This is a genomic window from Acinetobacter sp. RF14B (genome assembly GCF_006864105.1).
GTDB classification, from domain to species: domain Bacteria; phylum Pseudomonadota; class Gammaproteobacteria; order Pseudomonadales; family Moraxellaceae; genus Acinetobacter; species Acinetobacter lwoffii_C.
On sequence record NZ_SMTB01000029.1, the window covers coordinates 1 to 17,213 of the forward strand.

A 17,213-nucleotide genomic window follows, 5' to 3' on the forward strand; every position below is an offset into this window, starting at 1 on the left:
CCCCTACCCGACCCTCTTCCGATCTGTGTGGGCCGCCTGGGCGTCAAAGTCGTAGGCAATCTTGAAGAGGTCGTCCAGGACTGTGATGTCGTGATTGACTTTACTGCGCCTGCGGCCACAGTCCAGCATTTAAAAATTTGCCGTGAACATGGTGTAGCCATCGTGATTGGCACGACCGGGATGGATGACGAGCAAAAAGCCTACCTAGATGCATCGGCACAAGAAACACCGGTGGTATATGCAGCCAACTATTCAGTCGGTGTAAACGTTTCTATTAAACTCCTTGAGCTGGCGTCCAAGGTTTTTGGGGATAGCGTAGATATCGAAGTTATTGAAGCGCATCATCGTCATAAAGTCGATGCACCGTCAGGTACGGCCTTGATGATGGGTGAAGCGATTGCAGATGCTTTAGGCCGTGATCTGAAAAAAGATGCGGTTTATCATCGTGAAGGGCATACGGGTCCGCGTGAACGTCAAAGTATTGGTTTCCAGACTATTCGTGGCGGTGATATTGTTGGTGAACATACCGCCATGTTTATTGGCGAAGGGGAACGTGTAGAAATTACCCATAAAGCCACCAACCGTATGAACTTTGCTTCAGGGGCGGTACGTGCAGCAGCATGGGTCGTGGGTCGTGAAGCACGCAAATATGATATGAAAGATGTGCTGGGTTTTAACGATATAAAGGTTTAAAAATCCGTCAAAATCATTTATAAAAAGATTAAAACTAAAATAAGATGAATCCTACAATGCAAAAAATGATATTGATGTGCTGTGCTATGGCATTCATTGCCATGGCACAGGCAAAATCTATAGACAATGCCAAACTCTCCATTCATAAAAATAATATCAAGGTCTGGACCTATCAAGATGAACGTCACCCGGTCTTTTTGTATAAAGCTGAAACCTCCTATGATGTACCGATTGAGAAAGCAGTTTCCCTGATTCTGGATGTCGAGCAGGCAGTGAAATGGGTTCCCTATATGGGCAGTATCAAGCTCTTGTCACGCGACAATATCAAAGGTGATTTTACCTTGTATATGGTGCTGGATTTCCCCTTTCCTCTCAAAGACCGCGACCTGGTGGTACAGGGCAAAATGATCAAGAATGCCAATGGTCAGATCACCATCAGGAATAAGGCGATTTCAACTGGCTATGCCCTAAATCCAAACTATGTTCGTTTAACCGACTATCAGGGTGACTGGACTTTCCAGAAGCTAGGCAATAATAAAGTCAAGGTTTCAACTTATGGCTATGCCAATCCGGAAGGTTCCATTCCTCTGACTTTCGTGAATATGTTTGTCCAGCAGCAGCCTTATCAGATGCTACACAAGATGAAAACCCAGCTTGCCAAACCTATATCCAGCTCTGTTTTACCCGAAGCTTTGCGTTAAACAGGCCATAAAAAAGTCTGCTTGAAGCAGGCTTTAGATGGAAGAGTTGAATCTCATTCTGACATAAATTGATGGCTTAGAGAGCTGGTGTATGCAACACCCAGCCAGCCCCAGAGTGAGCATATCCAACAGAATGCTGTATTGCCCTTGAATATGATGATCCTTATGTAATGAAGAGGTGATGGATCATTTTCGCCGAAGAGCGAAATTGAACTAAATTAACCTGAGTTCGATGAAATCCACTTAGCCTTTTAACATATTTTGGAAAGTTGGCTTATTGGGGTTCAAACAATAAGCCACTACAGCAGCCATGATATTCACCATGAAGTTATTTACCGAACGATGACGTGAATGTTCAAGTTGATGTAAATTTTTTAATTGATCATTCACTGTCTCTATTAATCCTCTTCTGCAAAGCAATTGTTTTTCTTCTTCTGTTTGGATAGGTTTGTTTTTTATATTCCGACGTGATGGGGTCAATATTTTCAGTCCTCTTGCTGCTAAAACTTCGGCTTTTGCTTTGCTCAAATAGCCTTTGTCTCCGAGTAGGATCCCTTTTAATTCTTGAGTTAAAGAATCTAATATAGCAACATCATGAACATTTCCTGATGTCAGTTTGAGGTTAATTATTTCACCTAAGTTATTGATAACCAAATGTAATTTAAAACCATAAAACCACCCCGTACTACTTTTTCCACGACCTGCCAAACCTTTAAATACACGATGCCTTTTAATTCGAAGATTATGGCAAACTACCAATTTAGTGGAGTCAATGATACTGATTCCCGTATCTTTTCCTTTTACTTGATGGAAGAAATTACTCAGAGCCTGCAAACAACGGGGCATGATTTCAATAAATCGGTTGTAGCTAAGCAGTTTAGGAAAAGCAGATTTCCAGAATGGAACGATCATTTGGCAATAAAAATATTTGAAGAATCTAAACCCGGATTGATGAAATAAAATGACAATGGTCATTGCTTCAGACAAGCTTAAAGCTGACTTTTTTAGCCTGGATTTTTGATCAGAAATTAAAGCTTTCTCTAAAGACTTATTAAATTTTTTGCAGAAATCATCCAAAATACAAAATAATTCGGTAATATAATCCATTGAAAAGCCTTGTTTTATAACATTTTGTCTTGATAACCAATATGTTACAAATACAAGGCTTTTTTTATACTCTTTTTTATATCGAACTCAGGTTAAATTACTCCCCACTCAAGTGCGAGGCCTGCTGGAATATACCACTGCTGTCACAATCCGCTTTGGCGAGTGATATGATTCCAGTCTGTATGTCAGATGATTCTATCGTGGCCTATTGCGTTAAATAATTAGAAATCGGCTTTGAGTACAATCCGGTAACGTGCCTGACCAGAATGCAGGCGTTCGATTGCAGCATTAATTTCTGACATCGGGAAAAGTTCAATCTGGGGGGCAATATTTTTACGTGCAGCGAACTGGAGCAACTGACGCAAGGCCGCTGGAGAGCCTGTTGGTGAACCGGTAACGGATTTAGCCCCCCCAATCAGGGAACTGGCAGAAATCTGCATCGGCTCCAAAGGCAGACCCAGCATATGCAGAGTGCCATTAGGTGCCAGTGTCGCCAAGTAAGCCTTCCAGTCTAAGGGCACATTGACCGTACTGAGCAGCAAATCGAATTTGCCTCGCAGCGCTTTAATGGCGGCAGGATCACGGTTATTGACTACATGATCGGCGCCCATGGCATGCAGCTCCTCTATTTTATCCAGGCTGGAAGTAAAGGCCGTAATCTCACAGCCCCAGGCTTTGAGCAGCTTGATTGCCATATGTCCCAAACCGCCGATACCAATCACCCCCACATGATGAATGGCCTGAATCTGGTGCTTGAGCATCGGGTCAAAGACCGTAATACCGCCGCAGAGCAGCGGGCCGGCACTTTCCGGGTCCAGATCTTGCGGAAGTGGAATCACCCATTGCCAGCCGGCACGTACTTTATTGGCAAAACCTCCGGCATGTCCGACAATGGTCGCCACCTGTCCACCCGTACACAAGACCTGCTGACCTGAAAGACACGGATCACAATACTGGCAGCTTTCTGCAGTCCAGCCAATGCCAACGCGCTGGCCTATTTTTAATCCCTTGGCTTCAGCACCCAGCTGGCGAATGGTGCCGATGATTTCATGTCCGGCCACCACCGGATAGACGGAAGAACCCCAGTCATTATTGATCACTGAAATATCAGAGTGGCAGAGACCACAATATTCTACCTGGACTTCGACCTGATGGGGTTGCAGTTCACCGGCATCAAACTGATAAGGTTCCAGTGCGGCACCTGCAGACATGGCAGCATAGGCTTGAATGGTATTCGACATATTTTTTAGCTCTTATTGGAAGGGGAAGATAGGATTTTAAAGTCACAGTGATTTTCATGATCATTGACCATGCCGACAGCCTGCATAAAGGCATAACAAGTGGTCGGGCCGACAAATTTAAAACCTGCCTGTTTTAAGGCCTTGGACATCTGCCGGCTTTGGCTGGTCTGTGCGGGTGCTTGCCGATAATCTGGAACATCATGGTTGATTTGCGCTGGCTCGGCAAAAGACCAGAGCCAGTCCACCATATGGATGCCCTGTTGGCAGAGGCGTTGCCAGGCGCGGGCATTATCACGAATCGCGGTGAGCTTGCCGATATGCCGTATCAAGCTCGCATCTGCAAGTTTGCTCTGGAGTTGTTCCTCGGTAAACAACGCGATAGTCTGAATGGAATGTTGAAAGAAATGTTGACGATAAGCTTCACGTTTTTTGAGCACCGTGATCCAGGCCAAACCGGCCTGCTGGCCTTCCAGGCACAACATCTCAAACAGACGCTTTTCATCATACAGCGCTTGTCCCCATTCCTGATCATGGTAGGCCATGTAAAGCGGATCATTGGAACACCAGCTACAGCGTTGAAGGGTCATGCGACGCTCCTGATTTTTATAATAACGTTGCCAAATACCTGCCAAATTGCCTTTAATCCGGCTTGCTTTGGCCATGATTCAATAGGCTACACTTTAACTAAACTGCGTAAAACTTCTTTTCAGGATTAAATCATTTTGAGAACTTAAGCAATAAAATACGACTTTTTATTGCTTTCATTCCTGTCTGCTGCACTTTATTTCAGTATCCTGAATGAAATTGACAAAAAATTCTTTTATCCCCATCTTAAGGAAATGGGATATTGCTTCAATTATAAGCGTTTTTATTGATAGCCCATTGTACTTGAACAGCGCCTTAACGATGCTGTTTGCTTGGCTGAAGCACGCTATCGATAGAAGCCTCCATTTTTTGATAAATCGCTGCACAACCTCGGGAGAATAATAAAATGGCAATTTTTATAAAAAGAATTTATAGCGAAGCTTCCGCTCAGGATGGTTTAAGAGTCTTGATTGACCGATTGTGGCCACGAGGAGTAAAAAAGGAAGAGGCTAAAATTGATATCTGGGCCAAAGACCTCACCCCATCGAATGCTTTGAGAACATGGTTTCATGAAGATATGGAGCAGCATTGGGATGAATTTCAACAGAAGTATCAGCAAGAACTAGAAAGTCAAACTGCGCAGCTGGATAAAATTAGAAGTTTAGCTCAAGAAAAAGATATTACTTTAATTACTGCTGCCCAAGATAAAGAGAAAAATCATGCTCTGGTATTAAAGAAGATCCTTGAACGGCGATGAAGCAGAATATGTGAGTCTGATCGGACATACGAACTAGAGTTCCGGGTTGCATGTACCCACCTCCAGCGCGCTCTAGTCCTTGGGATTGTTAAATTCGGGTCCTATCCGTGATTTGAAGGATTGTTACAGTTTAAAGGCAGTCCACTGATCTTGCTGATTATCCCAGTAGGACAGTTCTGCCTGTGCCAGATCAGCAAACGGAATCCACATGTCTTTGCCGGCTTTGTCTGCATAGCCCGTAGTGATCAGAAGCGCTTCTTCAGTAATTTCCATGACCCAGCCCTGATAGCTTTGACCATTCAATACAATTTTTTGTTGATTGCCTGACTCAGCAAATTCGACCAGACGGTTGATCAACACTTCTGACATGTAAATTTCCTAAAATTAACGTAAATAGGGGTAGGGATTAACCACACCACGCCCTTTGCCATTCAGATAAAGGCCATAGTGCAGATGCGGTGCGGTATGGCGAGCATTGCCACTATTACCGACATAACCGATAACATCGCCTTTTTTGACATAATCACCGACTTTCAGGCCACGTTTATGACCATCAAGATGCGCATAATAATGCCAGGTCCCGCTGGGACCCAAAATCCAGACTACTTTACCACCCAAATTGTTATTTCGTAAATCTGCAATCAGCCCCGGTGTCGTGCTGCGAATTTTGGTTCCACGTGGAGCCAAAATATCAATCCCTTCATGCAGACGACCCCGACTACGAGAAGCCCCCCAAGTATCTTGGAGTTCCGATGCCCGGATTCGATCCACCGGAATTGGCAAGGAGGCGGGCAGAGACATGCCATTCAGCTTTTGTACCAGCGCAGGATTTAGCTGTGCAGCAGAAGGATGTTTCGGGGCACTGCTACAGGCTGCCAGAAATAACATGCTCAGCAATAGCCAGCAGAAGGCAAGGGAGTGGCGCAAGATTTTCATCCTTAAATAAGCCAGTATGGTTTTTTCCTGCTTTAGACTATGTCATAGATTTACGGTAGAAATCAATTTTTTCATGGCGGTCGGAATACCCGCATGGATGGCCGCTTCGGGGCTCATCCAGCTACCTTGCAGCTCAAGCGACAGATGCTCCTGCTGGTCTGCTTCGACCATAAAGATGACTGCTTCAAGCTGCCAGGTGAAATGGGTAAAACTATGACTGATCCGGACTTTTTGAATGACACTTTTTAAGCCAAGTTGTTGGCAGCGCTGCTCAAGTTCATGTTCAGTTTCAATAATTGGCAGACACCAGAGTCCACCCCACAGCCCACTATGAGGACGCTGTTGCCAGAGCCATTCTGCATCTGCCTGAATCAACAGGACCTGAGCCGATCTGACAGGAACGGGTTTCTTGGCTTTTTTAAAGGGTAATTCATTTTCCAGGCCCTGCTGATGCGCCTTACAATGCTGCTGCATCGGACAATACAGACACAAAGGCTTTTTAGGGGTACAGATGGTTGCACCGAGATCCATAATGGCCTGAGTATAGTCATGATTCCGCTCGACAGGACAGAGCTGCTCTGCCAGTTGCCAAAGGGCACGTTCATGAACGGGTTTGGACAGGTCATCTTCAATGGCAAAAAAGCGTGCCAGCACCCGTTTGACATTGCCATCCATAATTACGCCGTATTGGCGTAAGCCCAAAGACATCAGGGCACCGGCGGTTGAGCGGCCGATTCCGGGCAATGCCATCCATTCTTCGAGTGTAGCAGGAAAATGTCCCTGCACCGTGACCATGCCGGCCGCCTTATGTAAATTACGGGCGCGGGCATAATAGCCTAACCCGGCCCAGTAAGGCGCGACTTCATCCCAAGACGCTGTACCCAGGTCCTGCACAGTCGGGAAGCGCTGAATAAAACGCTCAAAATATTGCAGTACGGTTTTCACCTGAGTCTGCTGAAGCATAATTTCAGAGACCCAGACCTTATAAGGATCATCTGCGGTCTGCCAAGGCAAGTCATGACGGCCATGCACATCAAACCATTCTAACAGGGCATTTGAAAATACAAACATGAAAGCAAACAAACAGGGGAAAGGAAATGATGTCTAGTATAACTGAAGAGGGGGAGCTAAAAATTGAAAAGTCAGCGAAACTGTGCTGCTTGAAACAAAGCAAAGCAATGAAAGGCAGAATCAAAGTGAACACTTCGCGAAGCGTTCACTTAGCAGAGATTAGGGCTTTATTTTTCAATACCCCAGCGTTCATCCAGCTTTAAGGCCTTATCTTCATAACGTGGAATAATATGAATATGCAGATGATCCACCTTTTCGTGAAAGACTTCACCATCATTAAAGCCAATATGAAAACCAGTAGGCTGGTAGCGAATTCTCAGCTCATTGCGTGCCTGTTCCAGTAAAGACATCATGGCTTTTCGTTCTTTATCGGTGACTTCAAAAAATGAAGAGACATGACGCAGTGGAATAATCACACAATGGCCTTTAGACAATGAATGCGGCTCCGGAATGACCACACTATATTCATTTTGGGCAATGACATCATATTCATCATAATTACAATAAGGGCAATGGACTTCAGTCATGATGAGTATCTCCTCTGGTCGGATTTATTTTATATTCTTCAAGCATAAGACCGGTTCCCTAATCCTGTTTTAAGCCGGGTAGGGACAGCGTCAGCAAAATAGGTATTAGCCTAGACGACGCGCAAGTAGCTCATACATGGCAGCCAGGCTTTGCTTTTCTGCTTCTGCGTTATAGCCCAGATCGACAGCATTGGCTTTGGCACGTTCATCAGCCAATGGATTGCTAAAGCCATGTTTGGCATTTTCAAACACGATCACTTCATGCACTACTTTGGCTTGCTGCATTTCATGTTTAAAGCTTGCCACATCATCCAGCGTGACCATGCTGTCCAGCTCACCATGCATGACTAAAATTTCGGCCTGAACCTGGCCTTGCTGCGCCGGTGCCTTAGGTGAAAGGTTGGCATGGAAAGTCGCAACTGCTTGGAGCGGTGCATTCGAGCGTGCCAGATCCAGCACCACTTTACCCCCATAGCAGAAGCCTATCGCAGCAAGTTTTTCTGGATTGACTTCAGCCTGTTCAGCCAGTACTTGTAAGCCAGCCGCAGCACGGTTAACAATGGTATCTGGATCTTCAAAGGTCTGCATCATCCATTCATAGGCCTGATCAGACTGGGTGGTCACTTTTTTCTCGCCGTACATATCAAGGGCCAAGGCCGCATAGCCATGTTCTGCAAGTTCACGGGCACGCTGTTCAGTATATGCATTCCGTCCCCACCACTCGGGTGCCACAATGACGCCAGCGACAGGAAGATCGGCCTCAGGTGCAGCAAAATAACCAATAAGTGACTGCCCATCCTGAGCAGTATAGTGAATTTCGCGAGTCTTGATGGTGGCCATACTCAGCTCCTTTATTCTTGTGAAGTACATTGATTAAAGCATAAAAATAGCAAAACTAATGTGAAGATGACATGAAAACAGCAGATTGATTCATGGCTACGGTTAACAAAGGGAAAAGCCAATCATGCAAATTCGGCCTTTTCATTTTTTAAGTACAGACGTTTTTATTTAATCACTTCAATCAGTTCAATATCAAAAATCAGGGTGCTATTTGGTTCGATTACATCCCCTGAACCTACTTGTCCATAGGCCAGTTCCGCAGGAATAAAGAAGCGGTATTTGGCACCTTCTTTCATGAGCTGCAGCCCTTCAGTCCAGCCGGTAATAACTTGTGTCGTTCGAAATACCACAGGCTGGGTGCGGGCAATCGAGCTGTCAAACACGGTACCATCCAGTAAACGGCCTTCATAATGCACCCGGACATTGCTGTTGGCAGTCGGTGACTTGCCTTTGCCTTCCTGTAGCACTACATATTGCAGCCCGGATTTGGTGGTTTTCATTCCGGGTTTTTTCGCATTTTCTTTTAAAAAAGCCTGACCTATCCTGGCATTTTCATCTGCCTGCTGTTTTAGCTGAATCAGCTCTTTGGCCTCGCTCTGGCGTTTGAACTGGCTGAGTACTCGTGCCATCTCTTCATCGCTGATACTGGCATTCTGCCCAGCCGCTGCCGCTTTTAATCCCTGGCTAAACGCATCTAGGTCAATCCCTTGCAAGGCGTCAATATTGCTACGTCCAATCAGGTAGCCAAAGCTATAGCCGACCTGTTCGGCTTGGGTACTTTTTGTTGTAATTTCTTTGGCATACAGGCTACCCGAACATAACAGCAGGGCAGCAAGACTAAATTGTATTTTCATTCTAGTATCTCAAAAATAAGGGAGAGCCAATGCCCTCCCTGAACCGTATTACTTTACTTCGATCAGTTCAACATCAAAAATCAGGGTGCTATTCGGTGGAATGGTGCCCGGAACACCTTGTTCACCATAGCCCAGTTGTGAAGGGATATACAGGGTCGCTTTCCCGCCTTCTTTCATCAGTTGCAGGCCTTCGGTCCAGCCTGGAATCACCTGATTTAAAGGAAATTCAATAGGTTCACCACGTTCAACTGAGCTGTCAAATACCGTACCATCGACCAGTTTGCCGCTATAGTGAACTTTTACCACCGAGCTGGCTGCCGGAGATTTACCGCTACCTTCCTGAGTAACCCGATATTGCAGGCCAGAAGCAGTGGTTTTGATCCCCGGTTTTTTTGCATTTTCAGTCAGGAAAGTATCGCTAGAAGCTTGGGCTTCTTTGGCACTGTTCAGCTGTTTTTCCTGCATTTCTTTCTGGAACTGCTCATAAGCCGCCTGTAATTCTTCTTCTGTATAAGCCGGTGCAGTACGGGCATGTCCTTCACGTACACCGGTCACAAAGCTATTAATATCAAGTTCAGGTGGCGTTTGATGGGCCACTTCATAACCGAGTGCATAGCTGATTTTGGCAACCGCAGAGGCATCTTTAGATGCTTTTGTAGTTTGGGTCGCGGGGTGTTGAGATGCATAGTAAACAGGTACTAGCGCGGCACCGCCCAGAAGAACAGCGACAGCAATCGGTAAGGCCTTACTCATGTATTATTCCAATCTAATGTTATCATTGAAGTTCATTCCATCTTAGCAGAAAATTTTAAGAAATCTTGTAGAGTGCGTGGATTTTTAGCAAGCAAATGCACCGGTTGTGTTTAAAATAAAAGATAAAAAAAACCAGCAATTGCTGGTTTTTTAATTGTCTGGATTTTAATCATGGTTAGAGAATGTCTAGACACAATGATTGCCCAACCAAAATCATATTTTGCCAAGAACCTAGTAGGAAAATAAGCCTTTTTCTAAAGGAAATTCAATCCCAATTGAGGCACCGCCATCATTGCCATGGAGGTCTGAATCACTGATCCAGCCATTTAATTTCAGGGGAATATCGGGGCGTAAATAATGGGTCCAGCTCACATCAACAGCTTTTAATTCATCCTGCACTGGAAAAGCTAAATTGGTAGTTCGGTTAGATTCATTCAACTTGGCAAACAGCACCCGAGCATTAACCCGATTGAGGCGATCGAAACGAATATCACCGCCTACTGAAATCATTTGGCCATCCCCACCCATAGCATGTGCCAAGGGATAACCATGCTGGTAAAACCCATCTTTATATACACTGTGATTATAGGAAATACCTTGGGCCTTGCCATTGGTACGGGTATCCGCCCATTCGGTATATAGCTGGAAGGGCATATTCTTATAGCTAGAAGAATAATCGACCCCAGCCAAATACATTTTTTTTGCTGGTAAGCCACCGGCTTCATCTTCACCAATATATTGTGCATACATCCCCATTGGGACGTGCACCAGCGGTTGTAGATTTAAGCGCGCATCAAAACCGGCAATTTGATTGGATGGATCAGGTTCACCTGTGCCGCCATTGTCTTTATTACCGACAAAAGCATCCCAAAGTGAGCTCAGGCTTTCAGGTCGTCCTTCACCTCCCCACTGAATAGCACGCGATGCACCCAGCTCTAAATAGGGTAGAGGTTGTGCGGTGACACGTAAGCCAATTAATTTAGCATCAGGTACAGCATCGTAGTCATCCAGTTGTCCGGCAAAGGCTTGATATTGCCAAGGCCCAATCCAGGACAGCCATTGGTTGGCAAAAGCATTCTGTTCGGCACGCTGCATGGTCAGACCATATACCGGACGACTGGCATCACCCCGAATTAAGCTGCCATCATGACCGGGTCCCCAGTAGGTCGGAATTTGTCCAGCAATCAGCCATTGATTCCATAATTTACCTGCAATATAAGACCCTTCAACATTCACATCTTGATCATGATCAATCTGCGGATCTTTTTCTGCATTCACGCGAAGTCTGGCATCCCAATTCTGATTGCCTGCATTTAATTCTAAACCCGCTTGGTATTGAGCTTTTTGCTGGTCGCCAAAGGCCTGAGGAAGATGTTTTTGATCCGTCTCTGCAAACAGGGATGCTTTGAGTAACTGGTTACTGGCATTCAAATGAGCCATGACAGAATCAATGACTTTTTGCTGATTATTATTGCTGATTTTTGCCTGAGAAAGGGCGCGTTGAATTTCATCACCACTCATTGGCCAGGTTGACGTGCTGATTTGAATCACACCTTGCTGATTTAACCAGTTTAAATCGGTGCGCAGGTCTTGGTCATTTAAAACGATGCCTTGGGCAAAGGTCAGAGAGGAACTTAATGCCAAGCTGGCAAGCAGTGTTTTTGATTTAAACATTCTTGTATATTCTCAGGAGTTTTAAACTGTAACCACGATAGGGTTTTTAGTTGATTTTTTCAACAATGATCATTTGGAATAAATGTAATAGAAGGTGATTTCACACCTTGCTTGAAGCAGGATGTGAAATCTAAGTTTAGAGTGAATTAGTCCTGATCTTTATTTGCGGTATAAGCATAGGCATAGTTATAACCATAACTATAACCACCATTGGCTTTTTGTACATCATTCAGAATGACACCATTGACTTTGACATTGGCCTGTTCAAAGCGATTGACCGTGATTTCCAGTTCTTTGAGTTGTGTTTTGCCATGACGGGCAACCAACAAATTTACACCCGCATATTGCGCAATAATAATCCCGTCAGTCACTGCAAGCACAGGCGGGGTATCAATCAGGATATGATCAAAACTGGCCGAGGCCTGATCCAGAAAAGCTTTAAAATGTGCTGTACTTAAGAGTTCAGACGGATTGACCGGACTTTTACCACGTGTCACAAAAAACAGGTTTTCCACGCTTGCACTTTGAACGACATCGTCGTAGTTGTTTTGATGATTCAACAATTCAGCTAAACCTGGTTGTACCTCGGCATTAAAGTACTTATGTAAATAGCCACGACGCATATCACCATCTATCACTAATACCCGTTTCCCCCCTTGTGCCAGAATCGTGGCCAGGTTCACGGCAATAAAAGACTTACCGATTTCAGGCGCAGGGCCACTCAGGGCAATAATATTATTCTGGGCGCTGCTAAGGGCAAAGTGAATCGCGGTACGCATACTACGCAGGCTTTCAATGGCAATATCACCGCTATCCTTCACCGCAAGAATTGGAATATGCTTTTTCTTCTTCAGAAGTTTGATACGGCTCTCTTGAATCAGTGAGCGAGGAACAGTGGCATAAACCGGCAGATCCAGTTCGTTTTCAATTTGTGCTGCATCTTTGATCCCTGAACGCATCATATTGCGCAGCAGAGCAAGCAGTGTTCCGAGAAAACCGCCCAGGAAAATTGATAAAATCAGGATCTGAAGCTTTTTCGGTTTAATGGGTTCAATGGGCGCCACTGCAGTATCGACAATCCGCACATTCCCAATTTCACCGGCTTTGGCGATATTCAGCTGTTGATAGGAATTGAGCAGCGAGGTATATAACTGCTGTTTGACTTCTACTTCACGGTAGAGCTGTAAATAACGACGCTGCAAGTCCGGCAGCTGCTTTAAGGTGCTGCTGAGTTGTTCAATCTTTTTATTGATTGCGCCTAACTGGGCATTCATTTGCTGCATGACCGGATGTTCTGCCGTATAACGTGCAGACGCTTCAGCGACTTTCTGTTCAAGTTCCGCTTTTTGAGTTTCTAACGCAATGCTTTGAGTTAAATATAATTCAGATTCTTTGGTTACATCGACGGTATTATATTGCTGACGGAACTGGTTGAATTCACGTTCTGCAACATCCAGTTCTTGACGTAACTCGGGAAGCTGCTCATCCAGAAATTTTAAGGTTTGAGCTGATTCAGCAGAACGGCGTTCGATATTCTGCTGGCTATAAGCCGATAAAATAGTATTCAGGACTTGGGTAATATGCTGTTTGTCTTGACCCTGATAGCTCAGTCCCAGTACACCGGTCATTTTACCTTTTTCGGCCACCGAATAATTATTTAACAGCGTTCGTACCGCAGCAGGTAAGCTTTGCTTTTGGATATAATAACTCGCTGCTGGATGATCTTGACTATAAATTGCTACTTTCCATAGGCCATATGCCGACTGGGACTGGCTGAGCTGGTTCAGTGGAGCTGAAAAAACAGTCTCGTCTGTATCTGGATCAGTCAGGCTATACTGGTTATTTTCGAACTTTAACAGCAGGCTTTTGTCCCTAAAGTAGGCAGGGACCTGAAACTGACGTACATCAAAGCTTTGCTGATTGTCCTTGAAAAGAACAGATTTTTTGGAATATTCAACATCATATTCATGTTTTTTTAATAAGCGATTCCAGGTGTTATCTTCCGCACTTGCAATCACCACGTCTAAATTGAGGTGGTTGATTACTGAACCTAAAACCAGACGGGATTTTAGAATTTCAATTTCTGCCTGAGCGGGGGACTTCTGCTCAATCATAGTAGATAAATCACCCAGTAGTGCAGCAGAAGCGCCTTTACTGTCTTCCACCTGTACCAGCGCATCTACCGCATAGGTGTTGGGGGTAATTCTTAAATAGAAGAGTGCTGCAATCAAGCTCAGCAGTACACAGAGGGCGATCAGTTTCCATTGAGCAATTAAAGAGAAAAACAACTCTTTTAAATCAATAGTATCTTCAGTATTGGTATTTTGGCTCATAATTGTCATTCAAAAAATTAAATATGTTTTTTCCAGTCAGCAACGCATTGCTGGATTTGCTGACAGGTGCTGTCAAAAAATGCCTGATCATGTTGATAAGGATCGGCGATATCTTTTGACTGCCAATGTCCCAAACGGAAAGTTTTGCCTTTGGCAAAAGGCCAGGTTTTTTCAATATGTTGTTGCTGGTTTTTGCTCATGACCAAAATCAGATCCGCCTGTTTGACCATCTCGCTATTCAGCTTTCGGGCAACATGACTCTGCATATCAATGTCAAAACCCTGCATGCAGTGTTGAGCCTTTGCATCAGCCGGATAGCCGACCATGCCGGAGATTCCTGCTGAATGAATAGTCAATTCAGGAAATTCCTGCTTTAAAAAAAACTCTGCCATAGGACTACGGCAAATATTACCAATACACACGACGAGAATATTACGAAACTGCATTATTGCCCCAGACGATCAAGATTATACAACGCATTTGAGAATGGAATAATCTGGTTCACGACACGTTGCCAGCGTGCCAAACCTGATGCATCGACATAGACAATATCATTGCTGCGCATTTTAAACTGGTTGGCCAGACCAAAGTCACCAATACTGCTCAAATCTAGATGATAGATTTCGGTCATGGCATGGTCTGAGGCGCTACGCACCACATAAATTTTGCTGCGACTTGCAGAAAGGGGATTTAAGCCCAGGCTTTCCCCAATCACATCACTCAGGCTCATGCCCTGATCCCGCATTGGGAGAGACTGATTTTTACCAGATTCACCCATGACATAGACTTTCTGGTTTTCACGGCTGTTCACATACAGAGTATCATTGGGCTGAATCAGCAGATTGTGCAGAGACAGACCTGCTTTTTCCAGTTCCACTGTATTCAAGTTGTAGGTACGCCCCTGACGTACCAGGCTGATTGAGGCGTTATCGCCTTGCTGGGCGTTTACCCCACCTGCCATACCTAAGGCTGTATAGACACTGACCGGCTGATCACTGAGATAGAATTGACCGCCCTGCATCACATTGCCTTGTACTGAAAAACGCTGACCCTGATAAGACAAGACCCGTACAATGACATCGGGGGTTTTTAAATAGCGTGCAAGCTGGCTGCGCAGTTCTGAATTCACCTGAGCAAGTGACTTGCCAGCGGCCTTGTAGCGACCAATAATCGGAAACTGGATATAACCCTGTGAGTCAATCTGATAACCATTCGACTCGACTGCTTTTTCATTGCTGATGGTATTGGTAGGAGGGGTAATTTCAGGATAGGCCCATAAATAAATAGAAAGAATATCGCCAGCGCTTAAACGGTAGTTTTTATGCGGGGTATTAAATAAGGCGGTCAAATGGGCTGGACTGGCTTGTGCTGGCTGAAGCGCAAATAAATTATCCTGGGTCAGTCGAATGACATTCACTCGAGTGCCGGCCTCGGTCTGATAGATACCTTCACTCGGCAGGTCAGAAGTTTGTAAGCCAGAGGTGACCGCACAGCCAGTGGTGGCAATGCCACATGCCAATAAAATAGCCAGTTGAAAGTGTTGCACACGAAATTCCATTATTAAATTTTTTAAAAAGTTTTAAATAAATTGCGGCTATTTTACCGAACTTGTCAAATAGGTATATAGCATTTTGTAATCAATTTTCCTGTTTGATCAAACCCTTCGGGTGAGCATAATAATGAGAAAAGTGAGTATGGCGCTAAGTGAAATTGAATTATGTGAATTTTCACAAAAAGCCTACATCATAATTGGCTTTTCAAGAGGATGAATATAAAACGTCATAGAAATTCCTTGATTTTCTGCTAGTATTCCTGCCGAAAGATTTAATCTTCATAAGTACAGTACATAAATAAGGCGTTAAAATGCTATCTATTGTAGATTTAAAAATTGCGGTGATTGGTCTAGGTTATGTGGGCTTGCCACTGGCGGTTGAATTTGGGAAAAAAGTACCTGTAGTCGGTTTTGATATCTACCAAAAACGAATTGATGAACTTAAAAGTGGCCAAGACCACACCCTTGAGGTTTCCCCAGAAGAACTCAAACAGGCAACCCAGTTGAGTTATTCAGCAAATTTAGAAGACTTAAAAAGCTGTAACTTTTTTATTGTCACTGTACCGACGCCCATTGACGAGTTTAAACAGCCAGATTTAACGCCGCTTGTTAAAGCTTCAACCAGCATTGGCCAAGTGCTGAAAAAAGGCGATGTGGTGGTGTATGAGTCTACGGTATACCCGGGTGCAACCGAAGAAGTGTGTATTCCGGTATTAGAGCAAGTGTCAGGGCTTAAATTTAATGAAGACTTTTTTGCCGGCTATAGTCCGGAGCGGATTAACCCGGGCGATAAACTGCATCGTGTGACCAATATTTTAAAAGTAACTTCTGGTTCTACGCCTGAGGTCGCTGAATTTGTTGATCAGGTATATAACCTGGTGATTGAGGCCGGTACGCATAAGGCTTCTAATATTAAAGTTGCAGAAGCCGCTAAAGTCATTGAAAACACCCAGCGTGATGTCAATATTGCCCTGATTAATGAACTGGCTGTGATTTTTAATAAAATGGGAATTGATACCGAAGCAGTATTAAAAGCTGCCGGTACTAAATGGAATTTCTTGCCATTCCGTCCAGGTCTGGTCGGTGGTCACTGTATTGGTGTTGATCCGTACTACTTGACTCATAAAGCACAAGCCATTGGCTACAATCCTGAAATTATTCTGGCAGGTCGCCGTTTAAATGATGGTATGGGTGCTTATGTAGTGACCCAGCTGGTCAAAGCCATGATCAAGAAAAAAATTCAGGTCGAAGGCGCCAAGGTTCTGGTTTTAGGCTTAAGTTTTAAAGAAAACTGTCCGGATATTCGTAATACCAAAATCATTGATATTGTCAATGAACTGACAGAATACAATATTACTGCCGATGTGCATGACCCATGGGTGGATGCTCGCGAAGCTCAACATGAATACGGGATTACTCCAGTTGCAAACCTTGAGCAGGGTCAGTATGACGCGGTGATTTTGGCGGTTGCACATGATCAGTTTAAAGCTATGGGTGTAGATGTATTACGTGCCTTGGGCAAGTCGGCACATATTTTATATGACTTAAAATATGTACTGGATCAATCTGAATCTGACCTTCGTCTGTAA

General features: G+C 44.4%; 18 protein-coding genes. 4 read left to right on the top strand and 14 right to left on the bottom strand.

The window, feature by feature from the left end; translation table 11 throughout:
- Positions 1-693: 4-hydroxy-tetrahydrodipicolinate reductase (gene dapB / locus E2K52_RS06215; protein WP_151204285.1), on the top strand; the 693-nt coding region annotated here is incomplete at its 5' end.
- Between the two features lie 56 nt (positions 694-749).
- Positions 750-1,394, top strand: coding sequence for an START domain-containing protein (locus tag E2K52_RS06220; RefSeq protein ID WP_151204286.1), 645 nt, complete (start codon positions 750-752; stop codon positions 1,392-1,394).
- A 243-nt stretch (positions 1,395-1,637) separates the two neighbouring features.
- Here E2K52_RS06220 and E2K52_RS06225 read toward each other — a convergent pair whose 3' ends face one another.
- The 3 genes from E2K52_RS06225 to E2K52_RS06235 form a co-directional block, all read right to left on the bottom strand.
- The gene (locus tag E2K52_RS06225) at positions 1,638-2,501 is read right to left on the bottom strand and encodes an IS982 family transposase (RefSeq protein WP_151204287.1); all 864 of its coding nucleotides are present in this window, start codon (positions 2,499-2,501) and stop codon (positions 1,638-1,640) included.
- Between the two features lie 221 nt (positions 2,502-2,722).
- A complete protein-coding gene (gene ahr / locus E2K52_RS06230; protein ID WP_151204288.1) occupies positions 2,723-3,742 on the bottom strand; it encodes an NADPH-dependent aldehyde reductase Ahr in 1,020 nt (339 codons plus the stop codon).
- A 5-nt stretch (positions 3,743-3,747) separates the two neighbouring features.
- Complete coding sequence (locus E2K52_RS06235; RefSeq protein WP_151204313.1) at positions 3,748-4,329, bottom strand: DNA-3-methyladenine glycosylase I; 582 nt, start codon at positions 4,327-4,329, stop codon at positions 3,748-3,750.
- Positions 4,330-4,733: 404 nt separating this feature from the next.
- Here E2K52_RS06235 and E2K52_RS06240 point away from each other — a divergent pair, with 404 nt between their 5' ends.
- Complete coding sequence (locus tag E2K52_RS06240) at positions 4,734-5,084, top strand: DUF488 domain-containing protein (protein ID WP_151204289.1); 351 nt, start codon at positions 4,734-4,736, stop codon at positions 5,082-5,084.
- Between the two features lie 123 nt (positions 5,085-5,207).
- Here the strand turns inward: E2K52_RS06240 and E2K52_RS06245 are convergent, their stop codons facing one another.
- The 11 genes from E2K52_RS06245 to E2K52_RS06295 all read right to left on the bottom strand — a co-directional run bounded on the left by E2K52_RS06245 (position 5,208) and on the right by E2K52_RS06295 (position 15,618).
- Positions 5,208-5,453 (bottom strand): hypothetical protein, encoded by a 246-nt coding sequence (locus E2K52_RS06245; RefSeq protein ID WP_151204290.1) that lies wholly within the window; start codon positions 5,451-5,453, stop codon positions 5,208-5,210.
- Between the two features lie 15 nt (positions 5,454-5,468).
- Positions 5,469-5,972 (bottom strand): M23 family metallopeptidase, encoded by a 504-nt coding sequence (locus E2K52_RS06250; protein ID WP_171478814.1) that lies wholly within the window; start codon positions 5,970-5,972, stop codon positions 5,469-5,471.
- 90 nt (positions 5,973-6,062) lie between these two features.
- A complete protein-coding gene (gene mutY / locus E2K52_RS06255) occupies positions 6,063-7,091 on the bottom strand; it encodes an A/G-specific adenine glycosylase (RefSeq protein ID WP_151204292.1) in 1,029 nt (342 codons plus the stop codon).
- A 167-nt stretch (positions 7,092-7,258) separates the two neighbouring features.
- Positions 7,259-7,618 (bottom strand): HIT family protein, encoded by a 360-nt coding sequence (locus tag E2K52_RS06260; protein WP_151204293.1) that lies wholly within the window; start codon positions 7,616-7,618, stop codon positions 7,259-7,261.
- Positions 7,619-7,723: 105 nt separating this feature from the next.
- The gene (locus E2K52_RS06265; RefSeq protein WP_151204294.1) at positions 7,724-8,458 is read right to left on the bottom strand and encodes a dienelactone hydrolase family protein; all 735 of its coding nucleotides are present in this window, start codon (positions 8,456-8,458) and stop codon (positions 7,724-7,726) included.
- 164 nt (positions 8,459-8,622) lie between these two features.
- Entirely contained in the window at positions 8,623-9,312 is a 690-nt protein-coding gene (locus E2K52_RS06270) for an FKBP-type peptidyl-prolyl cis-trans isomerase (RefSeq protein WP_151204295.1), read from the bottom strand.
- Between the two features lie 48 nt (positions 9,313-9,360).
- Entirely contained in the window at positions 9,361-10,065 is a 705-nt protein-coding gene (locus E2K52_RS06275) for an FKBP-type peptidyl-prolyl cis-trans isomerase (RefSeq protein WP_151204296.1), read from the bottom strand.
- Positions 10,066-10,296: 231 nt separating this feature from the next.
- On the bottom strand, positions 10,297-11,739 hold the full coding sequence (locus tag E2K52_RS06280; RefSeq protein WP_151204297.1) for a capsule assembly Wzi family protein: 1,443 nt from the start codon (positions 11,737-11,739) through the stop codon (positions 10,297-10,299).
- A gap of 146 nt (positions 11,740-11,885) precedes the next feature.
- Positions 11,886-14,072 carry a polysaccharide biosynthesis tyrosine autokinase gene (locus E2K52_RS06285; RefSeq protein ID WP_151204298.1) on the bottom strand — a complete coding sequence of 729 codons (2,187 nt, stop codon included), beginning with the start codon at positions 14,070-14,072 and terminating at the stop codon, positions 11,886-11,888.
- Positions 14,073-14,089: 17 nt separating this feature from the next.
- Positions 14,090-14,518, bottom strand: a complete 429-nt coding sequence (locus E2K52_RS06290) for a low molecular weight protein-tyrosine-phosphatase (RefSeq protein ID WP_151204299.1) — start codon at positions 14,516-14,518, stop codon at positions 14,090-14,092.
- Positions 14,518-15,618: a polysaccharide biosynthesis/export family protein gene (locus tag E2K52_RS06295; RefSeq protein ID WP_151204300.1), complete on the bottom strand. Its 1,101-nt coding sequence runs from the start codon at positions 15,616-15,618 to the stop codon at positions 14,518-14,520. Before E2K52_RS06295 ends, E2K52_RS06290 begins: the two co-directional genes overlap by 1 nt.
- Positions 15,619-15,935: 317 nt before the next feature.
- Between E2K52_RS06295 and tviB the strand changes: the two genes are divergently transcribed.
- A complete protein-coding gene (tviB, locus tag E2K52_RS06300; RefSeq protein WP_151204301.1) occupies positions 15,936-17,213 on the top strand; it encodes a Vi polysaccharide biosynthesis UDP-N-acetylglucosamine C-6 dehydrogenase TviB in 1,278 nt (425 codons plus the stop codon).